Source organism: Tenacibaculum sp. AWR4_210, assembly GCF_056160945.1.
Genome location: NZ_JBSWYF010000005.1, coordinates 76585 through 96044, shown reverse-complemented (window position 1 = coordinate 96044; position 19460 = coordinate 76585). Strand labels below are relative to the sequence as shown.

14 protein-coding genes are annotated in these 19460 nt (G+C 39.2%); 1 reads left to right on the top strand and 13 read right to left on the bottom strand.

Annotation, left to right across the window (positions count from 1 at the left end; genetic code table 11):
* Positions 1 to 16 precede the first annotated feature (16 nt).
* Positions 17 to 1195 (top strand): acyl-CoA dehydrogenase family protein, encoded by a 1179-nt coding sequence (locus ACXAG7_RS10390; RefSeq protein WP_408045610.1) that lies wholly within the window; start codon positions 17 to 19, stop codon positions 1193 to 1195.
* A gap of 284 nt (positions 1196 to 1479) precedes the next feature.
* Here the strand turns inward: ACXAG7_RS10390 and ACXAG7_RS10385 are convergent, their stop codons facing one another.
* The 13 genes from ACXAG7_RS10385 to ACXAG7_RS10325 all read right to left on the bottom strand — a co-directional run bounded on the left by ACXAG7_RS10385 (position 1480) and on the right by ACXAG7_RS10325 (position 19451).
* The gene (locus ACXAG7_RS10385) at positions 1480 to 2025 is read right to left on the bottom strand and encodes a pyridoxamine 5'-phosphate oxidase family protein (protein WP_408045611.1); all 546 of its coding nucleotides are present in this window, start codon (positions 2023 to 2025) and stop codon (positions 1480 to 1482) included.
* A 17-nt stretch (positions 2026 to 2042) separates the two neighbouring features.
* Positions 2043 to 3527 carry a glycerol kinase GlpK gene (gene glpK / locus ACXAG7_RS10380; protein ID WP_476666764.1) on the bottom strand — a complete coding sequence of 495 codons (1485 nt, stop codon included), beginning with the start codon at positions 3525 to 3527 and terminating at the stop codon, positions 2043 to 2045.
* Between the two features lie 4184 nt (positions 3528 to 7711).
* Complete coding sequence (locus ACXAG7_RS10375) at positions 7712 to 8386, bottom strand: response regulator transcription factor (RefSeq protein ID WP_408045613.1); 675 nt, start codon at positions 8384 to 8386, stop codon at positions 7712 to 7714.
* The gene (locus ACXAG7_RS10370) at positions 8379 to 10229 is read right to left on the bottom strand and encodes a tetratricopeptide repeat-containing sensor histidine kinase (RefSeq protein WP_476666763.1); all 1851 of its coding nucleotides are present in this window, start codon (positions 10227 to 10229) and stop codon (positions 8379 to 8381) included. Before ACXAG7_RS10370 ends, ACXAG7_RS10375 begins: the two co-directional genes overlap by 8 nt.
* A gap of 127 nt (positions 10230 to 10356) precedes the next feature.
* On the bottom strand, positions 10357 to 10506 hold the full coding sequence (locus tag ACXAG7_RS10365; protein ID WP_476666762.1) for a hypothetical protein: 150 nt from the start codon (positions 10504 to 10506) through the stop codon (positions 10357 to 10359).
* 177 nt (positions 10507 to 10683) lie between these two features.
* On the bottom strand, positions 10684 to 12603 hold the full coding sequence (locus ACXAG7_RS10360) for an ATP-binding protein (RefSeq protein WP_476666761.1): 1920 nt from the start codon (positions 12601 to 12603) through the stop codon (positions 10684 to 10686).
* Positions 12584 to 14230, bottom strand: a complete 1647-nt coding sequence (locus ACXAG7_RS10355) for a glycerol-3-phosphate dehydrogenase/oxidase (protein ID WP_476666760.1) — start codon at positions 14228 to 14230, stop codon at positions 12584 to 12586. Before ACXAG7_RS10355 ends, ACXAG7_RS10360 begins: the two co-directional genes overlap by 20 nt.
* A 115-nt stretch (positions 14231 to 14345) precedes the next feature.
* Positions 14346 to 14783, bottom strand: a complete 438-nt coding sequence (locus tag ACXAG7_RS10350) for a YHS domain-containing (seleno)protein (RefSeq protein ID WP_408045618.1) — start codon at positions 14781 to 14783, stop codon at positions 14346 to 14348.
* A 7-nt stretch (positions 14784 to 14790) separates the two neighbouring features.
* On the bottom strand, positions 14791 to 15243 hold the full coding sequence (locus tag ACXAG7_RS10345; protein ID WP_408045619.1) for a YHS domain-containing (seleno)protein: 453 nt from the start codon (positions 15241 to 15243) through the stop codon (positions 14791 to 14793).
* Positions 15244 to 15291: 48 nt separating this feature from the next.
* On the bottom strand, positions 15292 to 16473 hold the full coding sequence (locus ACXAG7_RS10340) for an alanine racemase (protein ID WP_476666759.1): 1182 nt from the start codon (positions 16471 to 16473) through the stop codon (positions 15292 to 15294).
* A gap of 9 nt (positions 16474 to 16482) precedes the next feature.
* On the bottom strand, positions 16483 to 17781 hold the full coding sequence (locus ACXAG7_RS10335) for a D-arabinono-1,4-lactone oxidase (RefSeq protein WP_476666758.1): 1299 nt from the start codon (positions 17779 to 17781) through the stop codon (positions 16483 to 16485).
* The gene (locus tag ACXAG7_RS10330; RefSeq protein WP_476666757.1) at positions 17774 to 18394 is read right to left on the bottom strand and encodes a TetR/AcrR family transcriptional regulator; all 621 of its coding nucleotides are present in this window, start codon (positions 18392 to 18394) and stop codon (positions 17774 to 17776) included. The genes ACXAG7_RS10335 and ACXAG7_RS10330 overlap by 8 nt, the downstream gene beginning before the upstream one ends.
* A gap of 82 nt (positions 18395 to 18476) precedes the next feature.
* Positions 18477 to 19451: a LuxE/PaaK family acyltransferase gene (locus ACXAG7_RS10325; protein WP_408045623.1), complete on the bottom strand. Its 975-nt coding sequence runs from the start codon at positions 19449 to 19451 to the stop codon at positions 18477 to 18479.
* Between the last annotated feature and the right edge of the window lie 9 nt (positions 19452 to 19460).

The following is a 19460-nucleotide window of genomic DNA, read 5'->3' as shown; positions in this document are numbered from 1 at the left end:
CCTAAAAACAAACAATATGAAACCTGATTTATTTCAAGCTCCTGATTATTATCACCTTGATGAATTGTTAACGGATGAACACAAGTTAGTTCGCAACACAACCCGTGATTGGGTGAAGAAAAACTTATCACCTATAATTGAAGAGTACGCTCAAAAAGCGACGTTCCCTACCGAATTGGTGCAGGGACTAGCTGATGTCGGTGCCTTTGGCTCGTATATCCCAGAAGAATACGGAGGGGCTGGACTCGATCAAATTTCATATGGTTTAATTATGCAAGAACTAGAACGCGGCGATAGTGGAATTCGTTCTACAGCCTCTGTTCAATCGTCCTTGGTAATGTATCCTATTTTTAAATACGGAAATGAAGCCCAACGTAAAAAATACTTACCCAAACTTGCCAGTGGTGAATGGATTGGCTGTTTTGGATTAACAGAACCTAACCACGGTTCCAACCCCGGTGGTATGGAAACCAAGTTCAAGGATATGGGAGATCACTATTTGTTAAACGGTGCTAAAATGTGGATTTCCAACGCTCCCATAAGCGATGTTGCTGTGGTATGGGCAAAAAATGAAGAAGGTCGTATTCACGGACTGATTGTAGAACGTGGAATGGAAGGATTTAGCACGCCTGAAACTCATAATAAATGGTCGTTGCGAGCTTCTATTACCGGTGAGTTGATTTTTGACAATGTCAAAATCCCTAAAGAAAATTTGCTTCCTAACAAGTCAGGATTGGGAGCGCCTTTAGGCTGCTTAGATTCTGCTCGCTATGGAATTTCTTGGGGAGCTATCGGTGCCGCAATGGACTGCTACGATACCGCTTTACGCTATGCAAAAGAACGCACACAATTCGGGAAACCTATTGGACAGTTTCAATTGCAACAGAAGAAATTGGCTGAAATGATTACCGAAATCACCAAAGCACAGTTACTAACTTGGCGTTTGGGAGTTCTTAAAAACGAAAATAGAGCGAGTTCAGCACAAATTTCTATGGCAAAACGAAATAATGTAGAGATGGCACTCCGTATAGCACGCGAAGCACGACAAGTGTTAGGAGCTATGGGAATTACCGGAGATTATTCGATCATGCGCCACTCGATGAACTTAGAAAGTGTTATTACCTACGAAGGAACTCACGATGTTCACCTACTGATAACCGGACTCGATATCACAGGCTTAAACGCCTTTAAATAAGTAAAAATAAAAAAGAAGTGTTCCATACAAAAAACAACCCGGAGTACTGGAACACTTCTTACAATCAACTATTAAAAATCACTAAGTCAATAGTTACTTCTTTTTGGATCCACTGTTTAGTAGTATTAATAAAGTAACTATTAATCCTAAACTAACAATACCAAAAACAATTATCATAATAGTCCCATTTGTCCATGAGACTGATGGAATATTAACTAATTGCATCATATCGTAAACTTTTATACAAAGATACTTTTGGTGCTTCGCTTAGAATATGACATTTATCAGGATTTGTAAAGTTTTGTAGGTAAACCGTCGATACTTTCGCGGTTCTTTTCTTCCCAGTACTCCCGTATACCTTCTTCGCCCTTTTCTTTCGCCCACTCATTGAGTCGATTGCGCTCTCCCTTATAGTCGTAAAAGGGAATAGACGATCCGCAAGATGTTTGAACACTTGCGACAGAAATTAAGAATATTTGACGCATGCCAGGATAATCAGGAAACAGCGGTTTGTACTGTTCCCACGCTGCATCTGAAGGTAGTATTTCTTTTCCCGTTCCATAAAGTCGCACAATGTTAGGCGCACCTTCAAAAGCACAAAACATCAAGGTAATGCGTCCGTTTTCTAGTAAGTGCGCAGAGGTTTCATTACCACTTCCGGTAACACTCAACCAAGCAACTTGATGCTCGTCAATAATATGAAATGAATCCATCCCTTTCGGAGAGAGGTTTACTCGCCCCTCCGCAGGTGCCGTAGCGACAAAGAACATTTTTTGCGCTTTGATAAACTGCTGAATTCTCGTCGGTATTTTTTTGTAAAATCTAGCCATGTCAACTTGTTTTGTTATTAGTCTAACCAGTCTTTAGTTCTCGCTACCGCTTTTTGCCATTTAGCATAGAGCCTAGTGCGTTTTTCTGCTTCGATAGCCGGTGTGAATACTCGGTTGATTTTCCTGTTTTTAGCAATGTGTTCCCATTGCCAAAGTCCTACACATATTCCTGCTAAATACGCCGCTCCCATAACCGTGGTTTCAATGACTTCAGGACGTTCTACTTGCACGTCGAGAAGATCTGCCTGAAATTGCATCAGTACATCATTCGCACAAGCACCACCGTCAACTTTTAAGCTACTCAAATGCGTCGCAGCATCTTTCTCCATCACTTTAAGAACATCCTTGGTTTGGTAGGCTAAAGAGTCAAGTGTAGCTTTGATGAGATGAGCCTTTCCCGTATCACGCGTCAGTCCAAACACCGCTCCTCGAGCATACATGTCCCAATAAGGAGCACCAAGACCAGCAAAGGCCGGAACTACGTATACTGGGTTTTCTCCAGTCACCTCCTGAGCATATTGTGCACTCTCACTGGCAGACTGTATTATTTGCAAGCCATCGCGTAGCCATTGTATGGCCGAACCAGCTACAAAAACACTTCCTTCCAAGGCGTAGTATACCTTACCTCCTATACCCCAAGCAATAGTGCTGAGCAGTCCGTTTTGTGAATATTCTAACTGTTCCCCAGTATTTAGTAACATAAAACACCCCGTACCATAGGTATTTTTCGCTTCTCCGCGCTCAAAACACGCTTGGCCAAATAATGCCGCCTGTTGATCACCTGCAATACCCGCAATTGGAATTTTTACCCCTTGCAACTCATAGTCGCCAAAATGATGGGATGAAGGACATACCTCAGGTAACATATTGCTAGGTATCTTCAAAGCCTCAAGCATGGTCGGATCCCAGTCTAATTTTTGAATATCAAATAGCATAGTTCTGGAGGCATTACTGTAGTCTGTAGCATGAGTTTTTCCTTCTGTCATATTCCATAATAACCAGGTATCTATAGTTCCAAATAAAAGAGCTCCTTCAGCAGCCAGTTCTTTTGCTCCAGGAACATTTCCAAGTATCCAGTGTACTTTGGTTCCCGAAAAATAACTATCTATTACCAATCCTGTAGTTTTTCGAACGTGCTCTGTGAGGCCTTTCTCTTTTAGTTGCGTACAAAAATCAGAAGTGCGCTTGTCTTGCCATACTATGGCGTTGTACACAGGTGCCCCCGTATACCGATTCCAAACTACCGTTGTTTCACGCTGATTGGTTATTCCTATTCCCGCAATTTCCGAAGGACGAACCCCCGTTTTTTTTAACAGTGTGGTTAAGGTTTCAAGCTGTGTTTCTAAAATTTCAGTGGCATCGTGCTCTACCCAACCAGAGGTCGGAAAGATCTGTGCAAACTCGCGTTGCTCCATACCAACAATTGCTCCTTGTTCATTAATCAATACCGTTCTGGAACTCGTAGTGCCTTGGTCAAGGGCAAGAATGTATTTATTTTCCATGTAGTTACTAGCATTTTACCCCCCCAAGGTACAATTAATTACATACTATAAAAACAAAAAACCTCCCAGAAAATGAATTCTGGAAGGTCTACAAGTTTGTTTGATTAGTTTTTAGTTTCTTAGTGCGTAGCTTGCTCCTTTTCCAAACTCAGCTAAAGTTGCTAAAACATTACCTAAAACATCGTTGGCTTTTTTTACTAAATTTTTCCCCATTTTAATAAAATTTTTAGTTTCCCTTAAGTGTTGCATTTGAATAAATACACTACAAATATACAGCTGATAATCAGGTTAAAATAGGGGAAGTCCGCAGATAAAAATGTAAAATTCCGCAAGAACTAAAATATTGATTTTCAACATAAAAAAAACTTCCAGCTTCGACGAAACCAGAAGTTTTTTTCCCCTTCAAATATATCCTCTCATTGCATTGAGTGATGGTCCAAAATTACAGTTATCATTGAATATCTAAAAGGGGAAGTCCGCAGATACTTTTGCAGTTTTCCGCAGTATGAAGAGGTAAATTTCTGTCGTTCTATTTTATTGGTGTCACCACTGCAGTTAACCTGTAGCAATTCCGCTGAAATTTGCCTGTTTTATTTAATCTACTATGCTTATAAGGTGTAAGAGTTCTTGTACAACCTTTCATCATTCATTATTAGATTGCTGATTTTCAAAAATAAAGGAGTATAAAAATGACAAAACCTCCTAGATAGTAGTACTAGAAGGTTTGTTTTCCCCTTAAATTATCCGCTCATTAAATGAGTGACAAGACAAAGTTAGCTGACATACCCCTTTTTAGAAAGGGGATTTCCGCAGAAAAAAATGCGGTTTTCCGCAATTCCATTTTTAACCCTTGTAGTATCAGTGTTTTATAATAACACCTATCAGGCACCTGTCGTGTGCGTGTCGCACAGACAAATACACTCACTCTTGCGGTGCGAGTCGCACAGACTAATTACTCACTCTTGCCGAAAAATATAAGTCATATAGTTTTTGATGTCGGGGGTCCCGACCGACAAATATGCTTACTCATAGTCGGGGGTCCCGACAGACAATTATGCTTACTCATACTCTGTTAATGTCGCGTGAAATTATTGTTCTTCATCTATAGCATGTCCTGACAAACTATAGTTCTATCAAGATGTATTGAATTTTAACGAGTACCGCCATAAATTAACCGCAAAAAAAAAACTCTAAGCCCTCAGCTTAAAGTTTTTTATTTTTCCCCTTAAAGTATCCGCGTGCGAGTCGCACAGACTTATCACTCACTCTTGCCGAAAAATATAAGTCATATAGTTTTTGATGTCGGGGGTCCCGACAGACAAATACACTCACTCATACTCTGTTAATGTCGCACAAACTTATCACTCACTCTTGCCGAAAAATATAAGTCATACAGTTTTTGATATTACCCACCCCCTAACTTTACCTGTCAGGTGGGACTCCCACCGTGAGAGTCGCCATAAACTAGTATCCCTTCAAAGACCTTCGAGATCTAATAAATTAACGAGTACCACCATAAATAAACCGCAAAAAAAAACTCTAAGCCCTCAGCTTAAAGTTTTTTATTTTTCCCCTTAAATTATCCGCTCACTTATATGAGTGACACTGCAAACATACAACTCATTTTCAATTGTGTAAAAGGGATTTCCGCATCTATTTTTGTGTTTTTCCGCAGTGCGAATCACACATACTAATTACTCACTCATGCGTCGGGAGTCCCGACAGACAAATACACTCACTCATGCGGTGCGAGTCGCACATACTAATTACTCACTCTTGCCGAAAAATATAAGTCATATAGTTTTTGATGTCGGAGGTCCCGACCGACAATTATGCTTACTCATACTCTGTTAATGTCGCACAAACTAGTTACTCACTCTTGCGTCGGGAGTCCCGACCGACAAATATGCTTACTCATACTCTGTTAATGTCGTACTGACTATTTTACTCATGTGGTAAGAGTCTCAACCCACTATTCTTCTATTAATCATATATCATCCAAAAAAGAAAAACTCCAGACATCTTGCCTGAAGTTTATTCATTTTTCCCCTTAAAGTATCCGCGTGCGAGTCGCACAGACTAATTACTCACTCATGCGTCGGGAGTCCCGACAGACAAATACTTACTCATACTCTGTTCATGTCGCACAGACTATTTACTCACTCTTGCCGAAAAATATAAGTCATATAGTTTTTGATGTCGGGGGTCCCGACCGACAATTATGCTTACTCATACTCTGTTAATGTCGTACTGACTATTTTACTCATGTGGTAAAAGTCTTGACCCACTATTCTTTTATTAATCATATATCATCCAAAAAAGAAAAACTCCAGACATCTCGCCTGAAGTTTATTCATTTTTCCCCTTAAATTATCCGCTCACTTATATGAGTGACACTGCAAACATACAACTCATTTTCAATTATGTAAAAGGGATTTCCGCATCTATTTTTGTGTTTTTCCGCAGTGCGAGTCGCACACATACTAATTACTCACTCATGCGTCGGGAGTCCCGACCGACAAATACGCTTACTCATACTCTGTTAATGTCGCACAGACTAGTTACTCACTCTTGCCGAAAAATATAAGTCATATAGTTTTTGATATTATCCACCCCTAACTTTACCTGTCAGGTGGGACTCCCACCGTGCGTGTCGCACAGACAAATACACTCACTCATGCGTCGGGAGTCCCGACCGACAAATATGCTTACTCATACTCTGTTAATGTCGTACTGACTATTTTACTCATGTGGTAAGAGTCTCAACCCACTATTCTTTTATTAATCATATATCATCCAAAAAAGAAAAACTCCAGACATCTCGCCTGAAGTTTATTCATTTTTCCCCTTAAATTATCCGCTCACTTATATGAGTGACACTGCAAACATACAACTCATTTTTAATTATATAAAAGGGATTTCCGCATCTATTTTTGCGTTTTTCCGCAGTGCGAATCACACACATACTAATTACTCACTCATGCGTCGGGAGTCCCGACCGACAAATACGCTTACTCATACTCTGTTAATGTCGCACAGACTAGTTACTCACTCTTGCCGAAAAATATAAGTCATACAGTTTTTGATATTACCCACCCCTAACTTTACCTGTCAGGTGGGACTCCCACCGTGCGTGTCGCACAGACAAATACACTCACTCATGCGTCGGGAGTCCCGACCGACAATTATCCTTACTCATACTCTGTTAATGTCGCACTAACTATTTTACTCATGCAGTGAAAGTCTCGCCCCACTATTCTTTTATTAATCATATATCATCCAAAAAAGAAAAACTCCAGACATCTTGCCTGAAGTTTATTCATTTTTCCCCTTAAATTATCCGCTCACTTATATGAGTGACACTGCAAACATACAACCCATTTTCAATTGTATAAAAGGGATTTCCGCATCTATTTTTGTGTTTTTCCGCAGTGCGAATCACACACATACTAATTACTCACTCATGCGTCGGGAGTCCCGACCGACGAATACGCTTACTCATACTCTGTTAATGTCGCACAGACTAGTTACTCACTCTTGTCGAAAAATATAAGTCATATAGTTTTTGATGTCGGGGTCCCGACCGACAATTATGCTTACTCATTAGGTCAAATATCCTGATAGAGTATTTTTATTACATGGACCTTCCAGTTATATGTTATTATTGATTTAACCAGCAAAATGAACAAAAACAAAAAAACTTCAGTCAAAAGACTGAAGTTTGATTTCCCCTTAAAGATCGCTCAATTATTTTGAGTGACACTTATTTTATATTTTACAAACTCCTTGCCAAAAAAGTTCAATATTCACCACAAAATTGATAATCAACACTTAAAAAACTGATTGTCAAAAACCTAAAAAACAAAAAAAACCTTCTCATCATTCCGATCAGAAGGTCTATTTTTCCTCTTAAATTATCCGCTCAATTGTTTTGAGAGATACTTCAAAGATATACCGAGCCCCAAACATGCAAAAGGGGAATTCCGCAGTTAAAAATGCGGATTTCCGTAGCGTAGTTTTAAAGCATAAAAAAACCTTTAAGACTGCTGCCTCAAAGGTTTTTTATCTTTCCTCTTCTTTCGTTAGAATTTCTCCCTTTTAGTAATTCTGATACAAAGATAGCTGACAACTGCAGCGTAGAAAAGGGGATTTCCGCAGAAAGAAATGTAATTTTCCGCAAAGTACTAGTCTAAAATACCTAATTCCTTTGCTTTCAGTACTAAATCAGTGTTGTTATTTGCATTTAAGTCCGTGCGTAATTTTGCCAATTTACTTTCAATAGCTCGAATTTTAACCGCATTATTACCTTTCATAATCACACCTTCCATATTCGAAATTTTGGTGTGCTTAGGAAGTTCTTTTAAAATTTGAATGGCTACATCATCCATCTGGATTTCTACCATAGCCCTTTTTAATAATTTTTCGTGAATTTCATGTGTGTAATACACCTGATCTGCCAACATTTTTTGAATCGCAAAATTCAATTCATTAGTGTTGCATTGTCCCTTTAATATATAGGCCAAAGGATTTAAATTGTGTACTACATTATATACTCTATTCGTTTCTGAATGCCCAGTAATTACCCCAATTTTAATAGGAAGATTCTCCTTTTGTATGGCTTTAATCAAACTCTCACCGCCGTCGATATTCATATTATCACTGCCATTGTCAAAGCTTAAATCTGTAAATAATATGTGGTAAGGATCTGTTTTTGCATGCGCTTTCACCAAGCTTAACGCTTCATCACAAGAGTTAGTGCTCGTGATATCCAGCCCATCAATATCACGAAGATACGACAGTATCCCCTCGATAATTAGTTGATGGTCATCAACAAATAGTATTTTGGTTTTCTTAGACATTTAATGGTATTTGAATGTGGGTTTCGGTTCCAGTACCCCGTTCACTGGTAATGGCAAAACTCCCTTGAAGCTCCTCTACCCGTTCTTGTAGGTTCTGTAATCCTATTCCTTTTTTGCTACTACTCGTGTCAAATCCGACACCGTTGTCAGCAACATTCAAAAGTACATTTTTTTTGTGTATTGAAAAAGTGACCTCCACTTTTGATGCCTCCGCGTGATTTTTACTGTTCTGTATCGTCTCACGTAAGCAAATATAAAGCAAGCGCTTAATAGCACTGTCTACCTCTTCCCAGTCATAATCGTTGATGCCCTTTACAAAAATTCGAAAATCCATCTCGAAATAGTCAGAAACCAAATTAATAATTTGATCTTTAAAACCGACTTTCTTGAAACTAACACTGCTTAACTGATGCGATAAATTACGCACATTGTCTTTGACAGCATTCAATTTCGTCGCCTCTTCCAAAAGATTAGATTTTTCAAGCTTGCGATGTAACAAACGCAAATCTCCCGCCACCTCATCGTGTAAGGCTTTGGCAATTTGCTTGCGCTCCTGCTCCCGAGCTTCAGCCTTTTGTAACTGCGCCTGGAATAATAATTTCCTCCTTCTAAATACAAATACAGTAATGGTAAACCCTAAGCCTACAAATGCTAACAACGCCGCTAGCCAACCGATTATCTTTTGTTGCTTGTGACGGACAATCTCGTCTTGGTTTCGCTGATTTTCTGACTTTAAAAAAGCATTTTCCTTTTCCTTTTTCCCAGTTTCAAAACGTATACGCGCAAATTGATTTTTAATTCTACGTTCTTTACGTAATAAACTATCATTCAGAAAAACGTATTGTTCGAAATACTCTCTAGCTTCTCTCCCTGGAGATAACTCCGATAATAACTCTAAAGATTGTAACCACCTTTCATTGTTGTGCGATAATCTAGCATACCTGAAAGCTATTTTGGCATGTTCCATGGCTTTACCATAATCCTGATTTTCTCTATAAAATACACAAATGTTAACATGTGCGCCACTAAGGTCTTTGAAGTCCTTTTCATTTTCCCTTATCTTTACTACTTCAAAGTATTGATTTAGTACATCCTTGGTATTATTCATAGAAAAATTGCTGAATGCAAAATTTTCTAAAAGTAAAGCATATTGTAATGGGTATTTAATTTTTAAACTATCAAACTCTAGTCCTTTACTAAAAAAACTAAGAGCTTTCTTGTGTTCATTTCTTTTTTGATAAAGAATACCCAAATTATTATTTATCAACAAATAAGTGATATCCCTTCTTCTTTCTTTTTTTGCTCTTTTGTTACTAAGCAAAGCTTTGTTATAATAAAGTATTGCTTCTTCAGATTCTCCTAGCTCCTCAGACACAATTCCCAAATTATTGTAAGTACTTTCTAAATATTTATACGATTTGATTGGCTCTAAATACCTTAAGGCCTCTATAGAACTAACTTCACTACCTACTAGATCTTTCTCTTGTTTTTGCATATTGGCCAAGCTTAGTAAACGTCTACCAACCTCTAAGGAATCTTTTAACTTGATAGAAATATTCTTTGACTCATGATAATAGTAGTAAGCACTATCTATCGAGAAATCCAATCTATGCAAAAGAGCTTTAAAATGTAAATGATTAGCTAAAGCAAATGAATCATTTTTTCTTAGATAAAAACGTTTCAATTGATTAGTAGATTTTCTAAGACCAAAAGTATCTCTAGCAAAATAGGCCTTTAATCCAATCTCTATTATCTTTTGTTTTTGAGATTGATACAATGTCGGGGCATTACCTTGAGAATAGGAAGAAATCGAATAAAATAGTAAGAGGAAAAAAATTCGCATAACGTTCTAAATTCAGCGTATTCCTTTATGGAATATGGACAATCAAAGCTACAACATTTTTACAAACATTGAAATGAGAGCCAAATAGCTCTCATTTTAACTTTTAATAAATTTTCAGGAAAGTTGATTATCCTTCTCCTCCTGTATTACCTGTGTTTCCACCACCTCCGGTGTTGTCTCCGTTTCCAGTTCCTGTTCCTTGGCCTCCGCCATTTTGGAAGTCATCGCCTCCACCTAATCTCATAGCTTGCTGTTTTAAAGTGTAACCGTTTTTCATTTTGTTATTTTTTATATCTAATAAAGTTTCCTTAAAAATAACGCTTTCTATGATTAATCAAAAGACTTTAACTCTTTTTCATCGTTTTTATTGTACAATTCAACAAAAAAGCAGTTTAACAGGTATATTTTAGTCTATTTTTGGTGTTTTTAGTACTATTCATAAGGCTTAGCGCCACTAAGTAGCCAGAAAAATCAACAAGCTTGTCCCCTCCCCAGATTTGGATGTAATGGTCAATTCTCCTCCAATTTCCGTCAATCGCGATTTGATGTTCCGCAATCCTATACCTTCACTCGCAGTCAACGGATCAAAACCTCGTCCGTTATCCGAAATTTTAAGGGTAAGCATTTCTTTTTGCTGCTGAAATTCTATTCGTACCTCCGTTGCGTTCGCATGCTTAATTACATTTTGTACCGCTTCCTGAACCACTCTGAGTACATGCCATAAAACCGTTGTTTCTATCAGTTCCCAACGGATTTGAGGATCCGTAGTTATTTGGTACTCCAAGGATACTGCTTCACATTGAAGCTCCATCGACCTTTTTAAGCCCGTAATAAAATCTTCGTCTTTGGGTAATTCTTGTTGCAAGCGGTGCGAAACATCACGGATGTCTTTTTCTATCTGTTGAAGCTCGTTTAAGTATTGTTGGTATACCTCTGACACGCCTTCTGGTACCTCTTGAAGCTGCACCATTCCCAAGCCAAAACGCGCTCCAAAAAGCCTTCCTACAATGCCGTCGTGCAACTCCTTGGCTATGCGATCACGTTCTTCAAAACGAGCTCGCTCTTTTTGCAATTGCGCTTTGTGAAGGAGCTCTTTTCTTCGCAGTACAACGAGCAAACCACCTATGATTAACCCCAATAAACTCAAGGCTGCAAACAACCAACCAAAGAGCTTTTGCTGCTTTTGAAAACGAATCTCTTCTTTATTGGCTTTATTCGTTGCCAGCAATTGCTGATTTTCCTCTTCTTTTTTTTGAGTTTCATAACGTATTCTCGCAAACTGATTTTTTACGGTGCGCTCCTTTTTTATCAAGCTGTCGTTTAAGTGGATGTACTGACGCATATAGGCTTTGGATGCCTTACCACTCGATAATTCAGTCAATCTCCTTAATGCTTGTAAAGTATAATGATGATTATGGGATAGTCTCGAATAATAAATCGCTTCTAGTGCATATTTTACTGCTAGATTCAAATTATCTTCATCTTTAAAATAGTCAGAAAAATTGATACAGGTAACCGAACAATTATAAAAATCCTTTTCCCTTATTCTTATATCCAGCACTTCTTTATACATCTTCAAAACATTTGTTCTACTTCCACTTAAATACGTACTAGCAGCCAAATTTTCTAAAATCATAGCATAGACTAATGGATGATTAGTTTCCAAATTTTTACTTCTTAAGCCTTCCTCGAAAAACTGTAATGCTTTAGTTTGATTTCCCATTCTTTGATAAACCAAACCTATGCTATTAATTAGTTGTAGTTCGTCCCTCAATCTTCTCCTTTCATCTCGTATCTCCTTGCACATCAAACGTGCCTTGCCTAAGTATCTCAACGATTTGCTGTACATAGACTGTTCCGTTGCTATCAAACCAAGATTTGAATACAAGGAAACAACAAACCTTTTATCCGATCTATTATCTATGTATTTTAGCCCTTGGATTGTGTTTGTTTCACTCCCTATGTAATCTTGAACTTCTCTTTGAATATTAGCCATACTCAACAAGCGCCTACCTACTTCTAGTGAATCGCTTATTGCTTTGGATACATCTGCTGATTTTTGGTAATAATACATGGCACTATCCTGACGATATATATTTTTACTGTGAAGAGCCTTATAGTGAAAATACTTCGCTAGTACCAACGAATCATTCCGCAGTGCATACAGCTGGGCTAACCTATCAATGGCTCCTTTTAAAACCACAGAATCTTTAGCGTAATAAGCTTTTAAGCCACGTTGTACTACCGAGTCAAATTCTGCGTGGTAGTCTTGTGAAAAACTAGTAGAAACGCCAAAAACTCCACAAAAAAATACGAGGAGTAGCGGTGTTTTAAAAAACTTTATCGAAGAGCTATTAGTTAAATTGTACGGCAAATTGTAGCTGTTTGTCCAGTTCCATTCGATGCTGCTCTTGCAAGCTTGCATCCCAGTTAAAATACTCCGCAAAAACCTTTAAGGCAAATTCCTTGTGTTTGTCTACACTTGGCTTGTCAAAAAATACGCGTCCTGTTCTTCGCATAAAGAAATCAGTAGGAGTACAGGTCATTTCGTGCTGAACCGTAAACCACAGTTCGGCATGCAGTAAACGCTCTTCCTTATTCGCATCGGTGAGTTCGTCGTATTTGTCCAATATGACATCTACTTGCTTTCCGTAATTGTGAACTAAGTACTGTGCATTTTCCTTGGTAAACCCATCTTCTTTTATGCGCTTATATACTTGCTTGGTATAGCGTTGTACCGATTTGTAGTTTTGGAAAGGGCCTCCTGCCAAGACAATCTCCTCCGTTTGAATTTCGTCAAATTGCTGCTCAAAACGCCTCAACATTTTTTTGGCAACCAAATCTACTATGCGCTCCGCCATTTTGCGATAACCTGTCAGCTTTCCTCCTGCAATAGATATCAACTTGGTATCAGAGACAAAAATCTCATCTTTACGCGACAATTCTGAAGCCGATTTTCCTTCTTCGTGAATCAAAGGACGTAAACCCGCCCAAGACGATTCAATATCATCAAGTGTTAGTGTTATTTCAGGAAACATATTATTTACAGCTTCTATCAAATACAAAGCGTCGACCACCGATGTAGTTACCTCGTCTTTGTTTTGTTGGTAGTTGGTATCTGTAGTTCCGAAATAGGTTACACGTCCTCTTGGAATGGCAAACATCATACGACCGTCGGGAATATCGAAATACACCGATTGTTGAACAGGTAATTTTTCATGAGGTACCACCAAGTGCACTCCTTTAGTCAGGTGCAAGCGTTTTCCTATTTTCGAATTGTTAATTTGTCGCAATTCATCAACCCAAGGACCGGCAGCATTGACTACGTATTTGGCCTTGATGTCAAACTGCTCTCCGTCGAGTACATCTTTTACTTTGGCTCCCACCACGCGATTGTCTTCGTACAAAAATTCAGCCGCTTCTACGTAGTTCAAAATCTGTGCGTCGTACTGACTAGCCGTCTTCATCAACTCTATGGTTAATCGGGCGTCATCCGTTCGGTACTCTGCATAGTATCCCGCTCCGTTTAAAATTCCTTCAGGAAGCAAGGGTTCCTTTTCAAGTGCCTCCTCTTTGTCTAACATTTTTCTCTTATCATCCCCTTCTACTGAAGCCAAAATGTCGTATACCTTTAATCCGATAGAGGTTAACCACGACCCGTAAGTTCCGCCTTCAATTAGCGGTAAAATCATCTTTTCTGGGATTACTAAATGCGGTGCGAGTTTATGCACAATGGCGCGCTCTGTTCCGACTTCTTTTACCAACCAAAAATCAAATTGCTTTAAGTAGCGCAAACCACCGTGAATCAGTTTGGTAGATTTACTACTAGTACCTGAAGCAAAATCATTTTTCTCTACCAAGGCCACTTTCATTCCTCTCGAGGCAGCGTCTAAAGCAATTCCGGCTCCGGTAATCCCTCCTCCAATAATAAGCATATCGAATTCGGTAGCTTGTAGTTCTTTTTTACAATTAGATCTGTTGAAAAATGAAAAGGTGTTCATGGTAGTAAGCTGTTTTCCAACAAAAATAACATAATTCAAAGGCATATAATATAAAAAGAGCTGAAAAATTCAGCTCTTTTCGTGGTCCCCCGGATTAAATAAATCAACAAATTATCTATTGACCAATCATCCTCCAGTTTTTATCGGCTTGGCGTACGAGTTCATTTGGTTTTTCTTCTAACCATAACTCTAAGGTATTGGTACCCCATGCGTTGTAAAACAGATATAATTTTCCGTCTCTAATCTCAAATGTTTTTGGATTGATCCCCACCTTCTCCCCTTTTTTTCCTATAGCATAGGCACAGTAACCGCCGTATTGCGGTACAAACTTTGTTGGGTCTTTTTTAAATGCAGCTAGATTTTCCGGATTCGAAAATCGAAATGTTGCCCCCTCGTATACTGTGGTGATTTTTTTACTTCCTTTAACGGCTTTGTTGTTAAAATACGCTACGACATCGTAACCATTAGCTACCGCTCCTTTCTTTTGATTAAAGCTCGTTTGTGCTGATACCAAAGAAGTTATCAGTAAAAAAATCCATACTAATTTAGTCATTTATTTTTTAATTTTTAAATTTTATTTCGCTCCAGTTTTTATCTCCTTGATTTTGTAACTGCTTTGTATCACCGTTTTTCCAGTCTGTTAACTTGTTAGAAATCCAAGAATTATAAAACAAATACAGTTTACCATCCCTTATTTCATAGGCCTCGGCGTCGATATACATCTTTTTCTTTTTAGCGGCAACTGCATAGGCACAGTACCCCCCGTATTGTGGAATATACGCCGTCGGATTTTTTTGAAAAATTTTTAGATTTTCGGCATTTGCAAATGCAAATTTGACACCGTCATGGGTGGTTTGAAACTTCTTTTTTCCTTTTACCGGTGCCGGTTTGGTAAAATACGATACTACATCATAGCCTTCAGCGATGAATCCGTTTTTGGTGTTGTAGTCTATTTGCTGTGCATACAGCCCGCAAGAAATTGTTAAGAACAAGAGTAGAATTGTGTTTTTCATGATATCGGGTTTGCTAAAAAAGTCGAAGAAGTTTGTATAAACTTACAGTTAATAGTTTTTTAAAAGATTCCAAGGAGCCTGTAGTACCTGGTTGCGAACCGGTTGAAGCTGCCCAAATTGCAGCAGTACAAATTCACTTTGTGAAGGGCGGAGAAACACGTAATCACCTACTGCTAAATCGCTAGTAGTATTGACCAAACTCTGGTTGGTAGACGCTCCAAACAGCCCGTTTTCTGTGGCATCCGGTGGATAGCAGTAGTTCGCTTTCCAATAGCCTCCGTAAATAAAATAAGAACGCCCCAATTTCTTTTTTAAAAAGCCCATGAGGCCACTTAAAAATTCTATCGCAGGAATCCGTGTTCCGTTTAATTTTTTCAAAATTGGAGTCGCAATAAAGCAGGCGGGTTGGTAGGCGGTTAAACTCGGGATGTCAAAGGTACTCGGCTTGAGTATACACGATCCTACTGCAATTTCATTGAGTACCGTATGACCCGTTTTGTGCAGTTCCAACGTTGGGCTTCCTCCGCCATTGAATACCAATTCCGAATTACAGAGTTCCGGAAACTGTGAGGTAACCAGGTCAATGCATCGCTTGTATTCCGTATTGGCCATGCTAAATGCTTTTGAAGCAGAGCGCAGTATTTTTGGCAATTTTACCACGTGTGGGTCATAGCCCATAAACCCACTAAACTCCAAACAGTGCTGATACGATTGCAGTGTATGCAAAGCGCTAAACAATGCTTTAAAAGAAAATCCACCGCGGTGTAGTCCTATGTCTATCTCGAGAGAAACTCTTAATTTTTGACCTAACTTTTCCGCCAAATTTGCATAGGCTATCAATCGCTCTTCAGTATCTATGAGCCACTGCACTTGACTGACCGCATTGAAGGTCGCAGTTTCGGGCAGGTTCGTATAAAAGTACTCCGCAGTCGTTACGGGCATAGGCTTACCTAACAAAACATCGGCAGTTTCGGACAGTAGAGGTACCAAGGCCGTCAGAAAGGGTTGGTGAAAAACCATGAGCCTTTCCGTTTGCGATCGCTTCATGATATAGTGCAACAATTCCGGAGAAGGAAGTGATTTCACAACCCATCGCAAGCCTTTCTGCTTTGGAAAATTTGCCAATACCGCCGCAATGTTCTGATCTAGCTTGTCCAAATCAATCAACAAAGTAGGCAGTGCTCTGTTTTGAGCTTGCAAACTTTGTGTCAGTGTTTCAAAATACTCCATAGTCATCATTTACAAACCGAACAATTGCTGTACATAAGGATTTACAAAAAGCTTATCGGGATCCTGTTGCTTTTGAAAATTCAAAAAATCAATAAATTTCGGATAACTGCGCACCACATCTTCTTTTGTGAAGTTGTGCATTTTTCCCCAATGTGGTCGTCCTTGGTAACTCTTAAATATCGGTTCTAAGGCATCAAAGTACTCACGGTACTCTTTTTTATTATATACGTGACAGGCAATATAGGCCGCATCGCGTCCATAGGCAGGGCTCATGTAGATATCATCTTGACGTACCCATCGATTTTCAATTGGAAAATGCACGCGAAATTTTTTGGCTGCTAGTAGTTTCTTTATGTCTTTAAACACATCTTGGTAACACTCTGCAGGAACGCTGTATTCCATTTCGTAAAATTTCACCATTCGCTTGGTAGCGTACACCTTGTGACTCTGATATACCTTTGCCACATTACTAATGCTGGCTGCAGTTATTTTGGAAACCAGCTCATTTTGAGAAGGAAACCACCTAGCGTATTCACAAAAGAGTTTGAATACGTAATTCTCCAAAACGTATTCGGTCCAGTAATTGAAAAAATTCAATTTATCAGGCTCTGAATTCTCAGCGATGTTCGAAGTTTTAGTCCAAGCTGTTTCCGTATGAGGAATCCAGTAGAATTCAAAGTTTCTGTGTTTCTTTTTTCGTTCCTCTAAGCTTGCCAACACCTCTTGAATGGGTTCTTTTTTATTTTCCAAACGCAGGCGGTACGCAGGTACACATTGCAAGGTAATTTCCGTTATAATCCCCAAACACCCCAAAGATACTTGAGCTGCTTTAAACAATTCAGGTTGCTCTGACGGAGAACAACTTACGAGCTCTCCCTTTCCGTTTATAAACCGCAATGCAACGACCTGAGTACTAATAGAACCAAATCCTATTCCCGTACCATGAGTACCCGTACTAATCGTTCCCGCAATTGATTGGACGTCGATATCTCCGAGATTTTCCATGGCTAAACCTTCTTGAAACAGCAAGGCTCCTAATTTCCATAGCTTAGTTCCAGCTTTCACCCGAACCTGATTTGTCGTTTTATCGACCTCTATAATACCTTGGTAGTTATCCAAGCTAATTAGTAATTCCGCAGTACTGCACAGCGGCGTAAACGAATGTCCTGTTCCTATTAAACGTATTCTGCGATGATTTTCAATGGCCTGCTGAACGAGTTGTTGCACCTCCTCTTGAGAGCTTGGAAAAGCTACCTCATTGGGGTTCCAACGAACATTCTGTGCCCAGTTTTTTAAAGTTTTACTCATGATTTGAACGGTTGGTTAGTAGTTGTAAGTACGGAGCTATTACCTCTTCGTATTTTTCACTGAGCAGTGCTTTCACTCCACGCTCAACTGTTGAGTGGTGAATTACCAGGCCTTCAATCATACTGATCAATTGCTGGGCAACAGCGCTCGTACTGATACCTGTATGCAGCACTCCCGCCTCTCTAGCTTGCGTGACTATGGTAAGTACCTCGTGGTGGTATTCTCCTAAAGTAGCTTGTATGCGTTCGCGAATAGCTGCATCGCGTTCACTTGACAATTGAAACAAAAAATACTTGCGAATCGGAAACGAAACCCCTGAACCGGTTAGCTCAATAAAATGTAATAACTCAACAAAAAAGAAATAACGCTGTTGAATTCTTTTTTCAAAAGACAAGGCCACATCCTTCAGTTGTATTCTTTCAAAAAGCGAAAAAAAGTACGAGTCCAACACTGCCAAATATATGTGGTACTTGCTGGGAAAGTGATGGTATACCGCTCCTTTTGAACTGTTTGCAGCCGTGATAATTGCCTGCAAACTGGTAGCTTCATAGCCCTTATTTAAAAAGAGCTCAAAAGCTTTCTCTACGATGACTTCTTTGTGATTTCTTGCCATTTTTTTATGCTAATCCTCTCAAATATAGCAAAAAAAACGAAAAACAGACCAGTCGGTCTGTATTTACTTTCCAGTGTATACCCTACAGTACCATGAGGTTACACCCACGAATATCCGAATTGTCGAAGCGACCAATAATTTCAAAACTACCGTCATCGTATACCTTACCTAGGTCTTGGGTAGCAATAAAAGAGCAGGAATTGTAATTTGCCAAATCAATGACATTGACACCTCCTGAGCGTCCCGGTGCGTGAATACTGAGTGCATCTTCTGGATCGCGGGTGAGTATGCGCATCCAAGGAGGACAGTTAAAAATGCCCTGACCTTTAGAATACCCTTGACTTAACAATTCCGTCATTCCGTATTCCGAATGGATTTCACCAACTCCAAACCCATCTTGCAAAATGCTGTGTAGTTCTTCTCGAATGAGCTCTTTTCTGCGGCCTTTCATTCCTCCGGTTTCCATTACTATGGTATTCTTTAGCTCAAATTGTGTGGTTTCAACAAGGTCTAGCAAGGCGAAAGACACCCCTATGAGTAAGGTCTTTTTTCCTGCTGCCTCCACCGCTCGCAAGGTTGTTGCCAATTCGTCTAAATTATTCAAATAAAATCCGCTTTCAGGATGTTTAGACTGCTTAATTAAATCGTCAACCATATACACTAGTGAAGAGCCTTGACGCTCGAGGTAATTAGGCAATAAAGCTAGTACGACCAAATCTTCAACTGAACCGTAGAAATGGTTAAACCCCTTGTTATAACTCTCTTCGTACCAACTGAGATCCGTAATATGATGTTTACTCGTCACAGTACCGGTAGTACCTGAACTGGAAAAACTCTGTTGTACGGGATCCTTACTGGCGAGCACCTCTTTAGTTTTAAAAAACTGGATCGGTAAAAACGGAATCTGATGCACTTCACGAACATCGGATGGATGGATGTACAGCAAATCGCAAAACGAACGATACACCCTATTATTCGCAAACTGAAACTTAAAGATTTCTAAAGCACATTCCTTAAAATCTTCCTCTGACTGGATATTGAATACCTTGTTTTTCATAATCGCTAC

Bases quoted from the DNA above. Each gene is read 5' to 3' on its own strand.
- ACXAG7_RS10335 (WP_476666758.1), bottom strand. From the start codon at position 17,781: ATGAGTAAAACTTTAAAAAACTGGGCACAGAATGTTCGTTGGAACCCC.
- ACXAG7_RS10355 (WP_476666760.1), bottom strand. From the start codon at position 14,230: ATGAACACCTTTTCATTTTTCAACAGATCTAATTGTAAAAAAGAACTA.
- ACXAG7_RS10375 (WP_408045613.1), bottom strand. From the start codon at position 8,386: ATGTCTAAGAAAACCAAAATACTATTTGTTGATGACCATCAACTAATT.
- ACXAG7_RS10340 (WP_476666759.1), bottom strand. From the start codon at position 16,473: ATGGAGTATTTTGAAACACTGACACAAAGTTTGCAAGCTCAAAACAGA.
- glpK (WP_476666764.1), bottom strand. From the start codon at position 3,527: ATGGAAAATAAATACATTCTTGCCCTTGACCAAGGCACTACGAGTTCC.
- ACXAG7_RS10385 (WP_408045611.1), bottom strand. From the start codon at position 2,025: ATGGCTAGATTTTACAAAAAAATACCGACGAGAATTCAGCAGTTTATC.
- ACXAG7_RS10325 (WP_408045623.1), bottom strand. From the start codon at position 19,451: ATGAAAAACAAGGTATTCAATATCCAGTCAGAGGAAGATTTTAAGGAA.
- ACXAG7_RS10330 (WP_476666757.1), bottom strand. From the start codon at position 18,394: ATGGCAAGAAATCACAAAGAAGTCATCGTAGAGAAAGCTTTTGAGCTC.
- ACXAG7_RS10350 (WP_408045618.1), bottom strand. From the start codon at position 14,783: ATGACTAAATTAGTATGGATTTTTTTACTGATAACTTCTTTGGTATCA.
- ACXAG7_RS10390 (WP_408045610.1), top strand. From the start codon at position 17: ATGAAACCTGATTTATTTCAAGCTCCTGATTATTATCACCTTGATGAA.
- ACXAG7_RS10345 (WP_408045619.1), bottom strand. From the start codon at position 15,243: ATGAAAAACACAATTCTACTCTTGTTCTTAACAATTTCTTGCGGGCTG.
- ACXAG7_RS10370 (WP_476666763.1), bottom strand. From the start codon at position 10,229: ATGCGAATTTTTTTCCTCTTACTATTTTATTCGATTTCTTCCTATTCT.
- ACXAG7_RS10365 (WP_476666762.1), bottom strand. From the start codon at position 10,506: ATGAAAAACGGTTACACTTTAAAACAGCAAGCTATGAGATTAGGTGGA.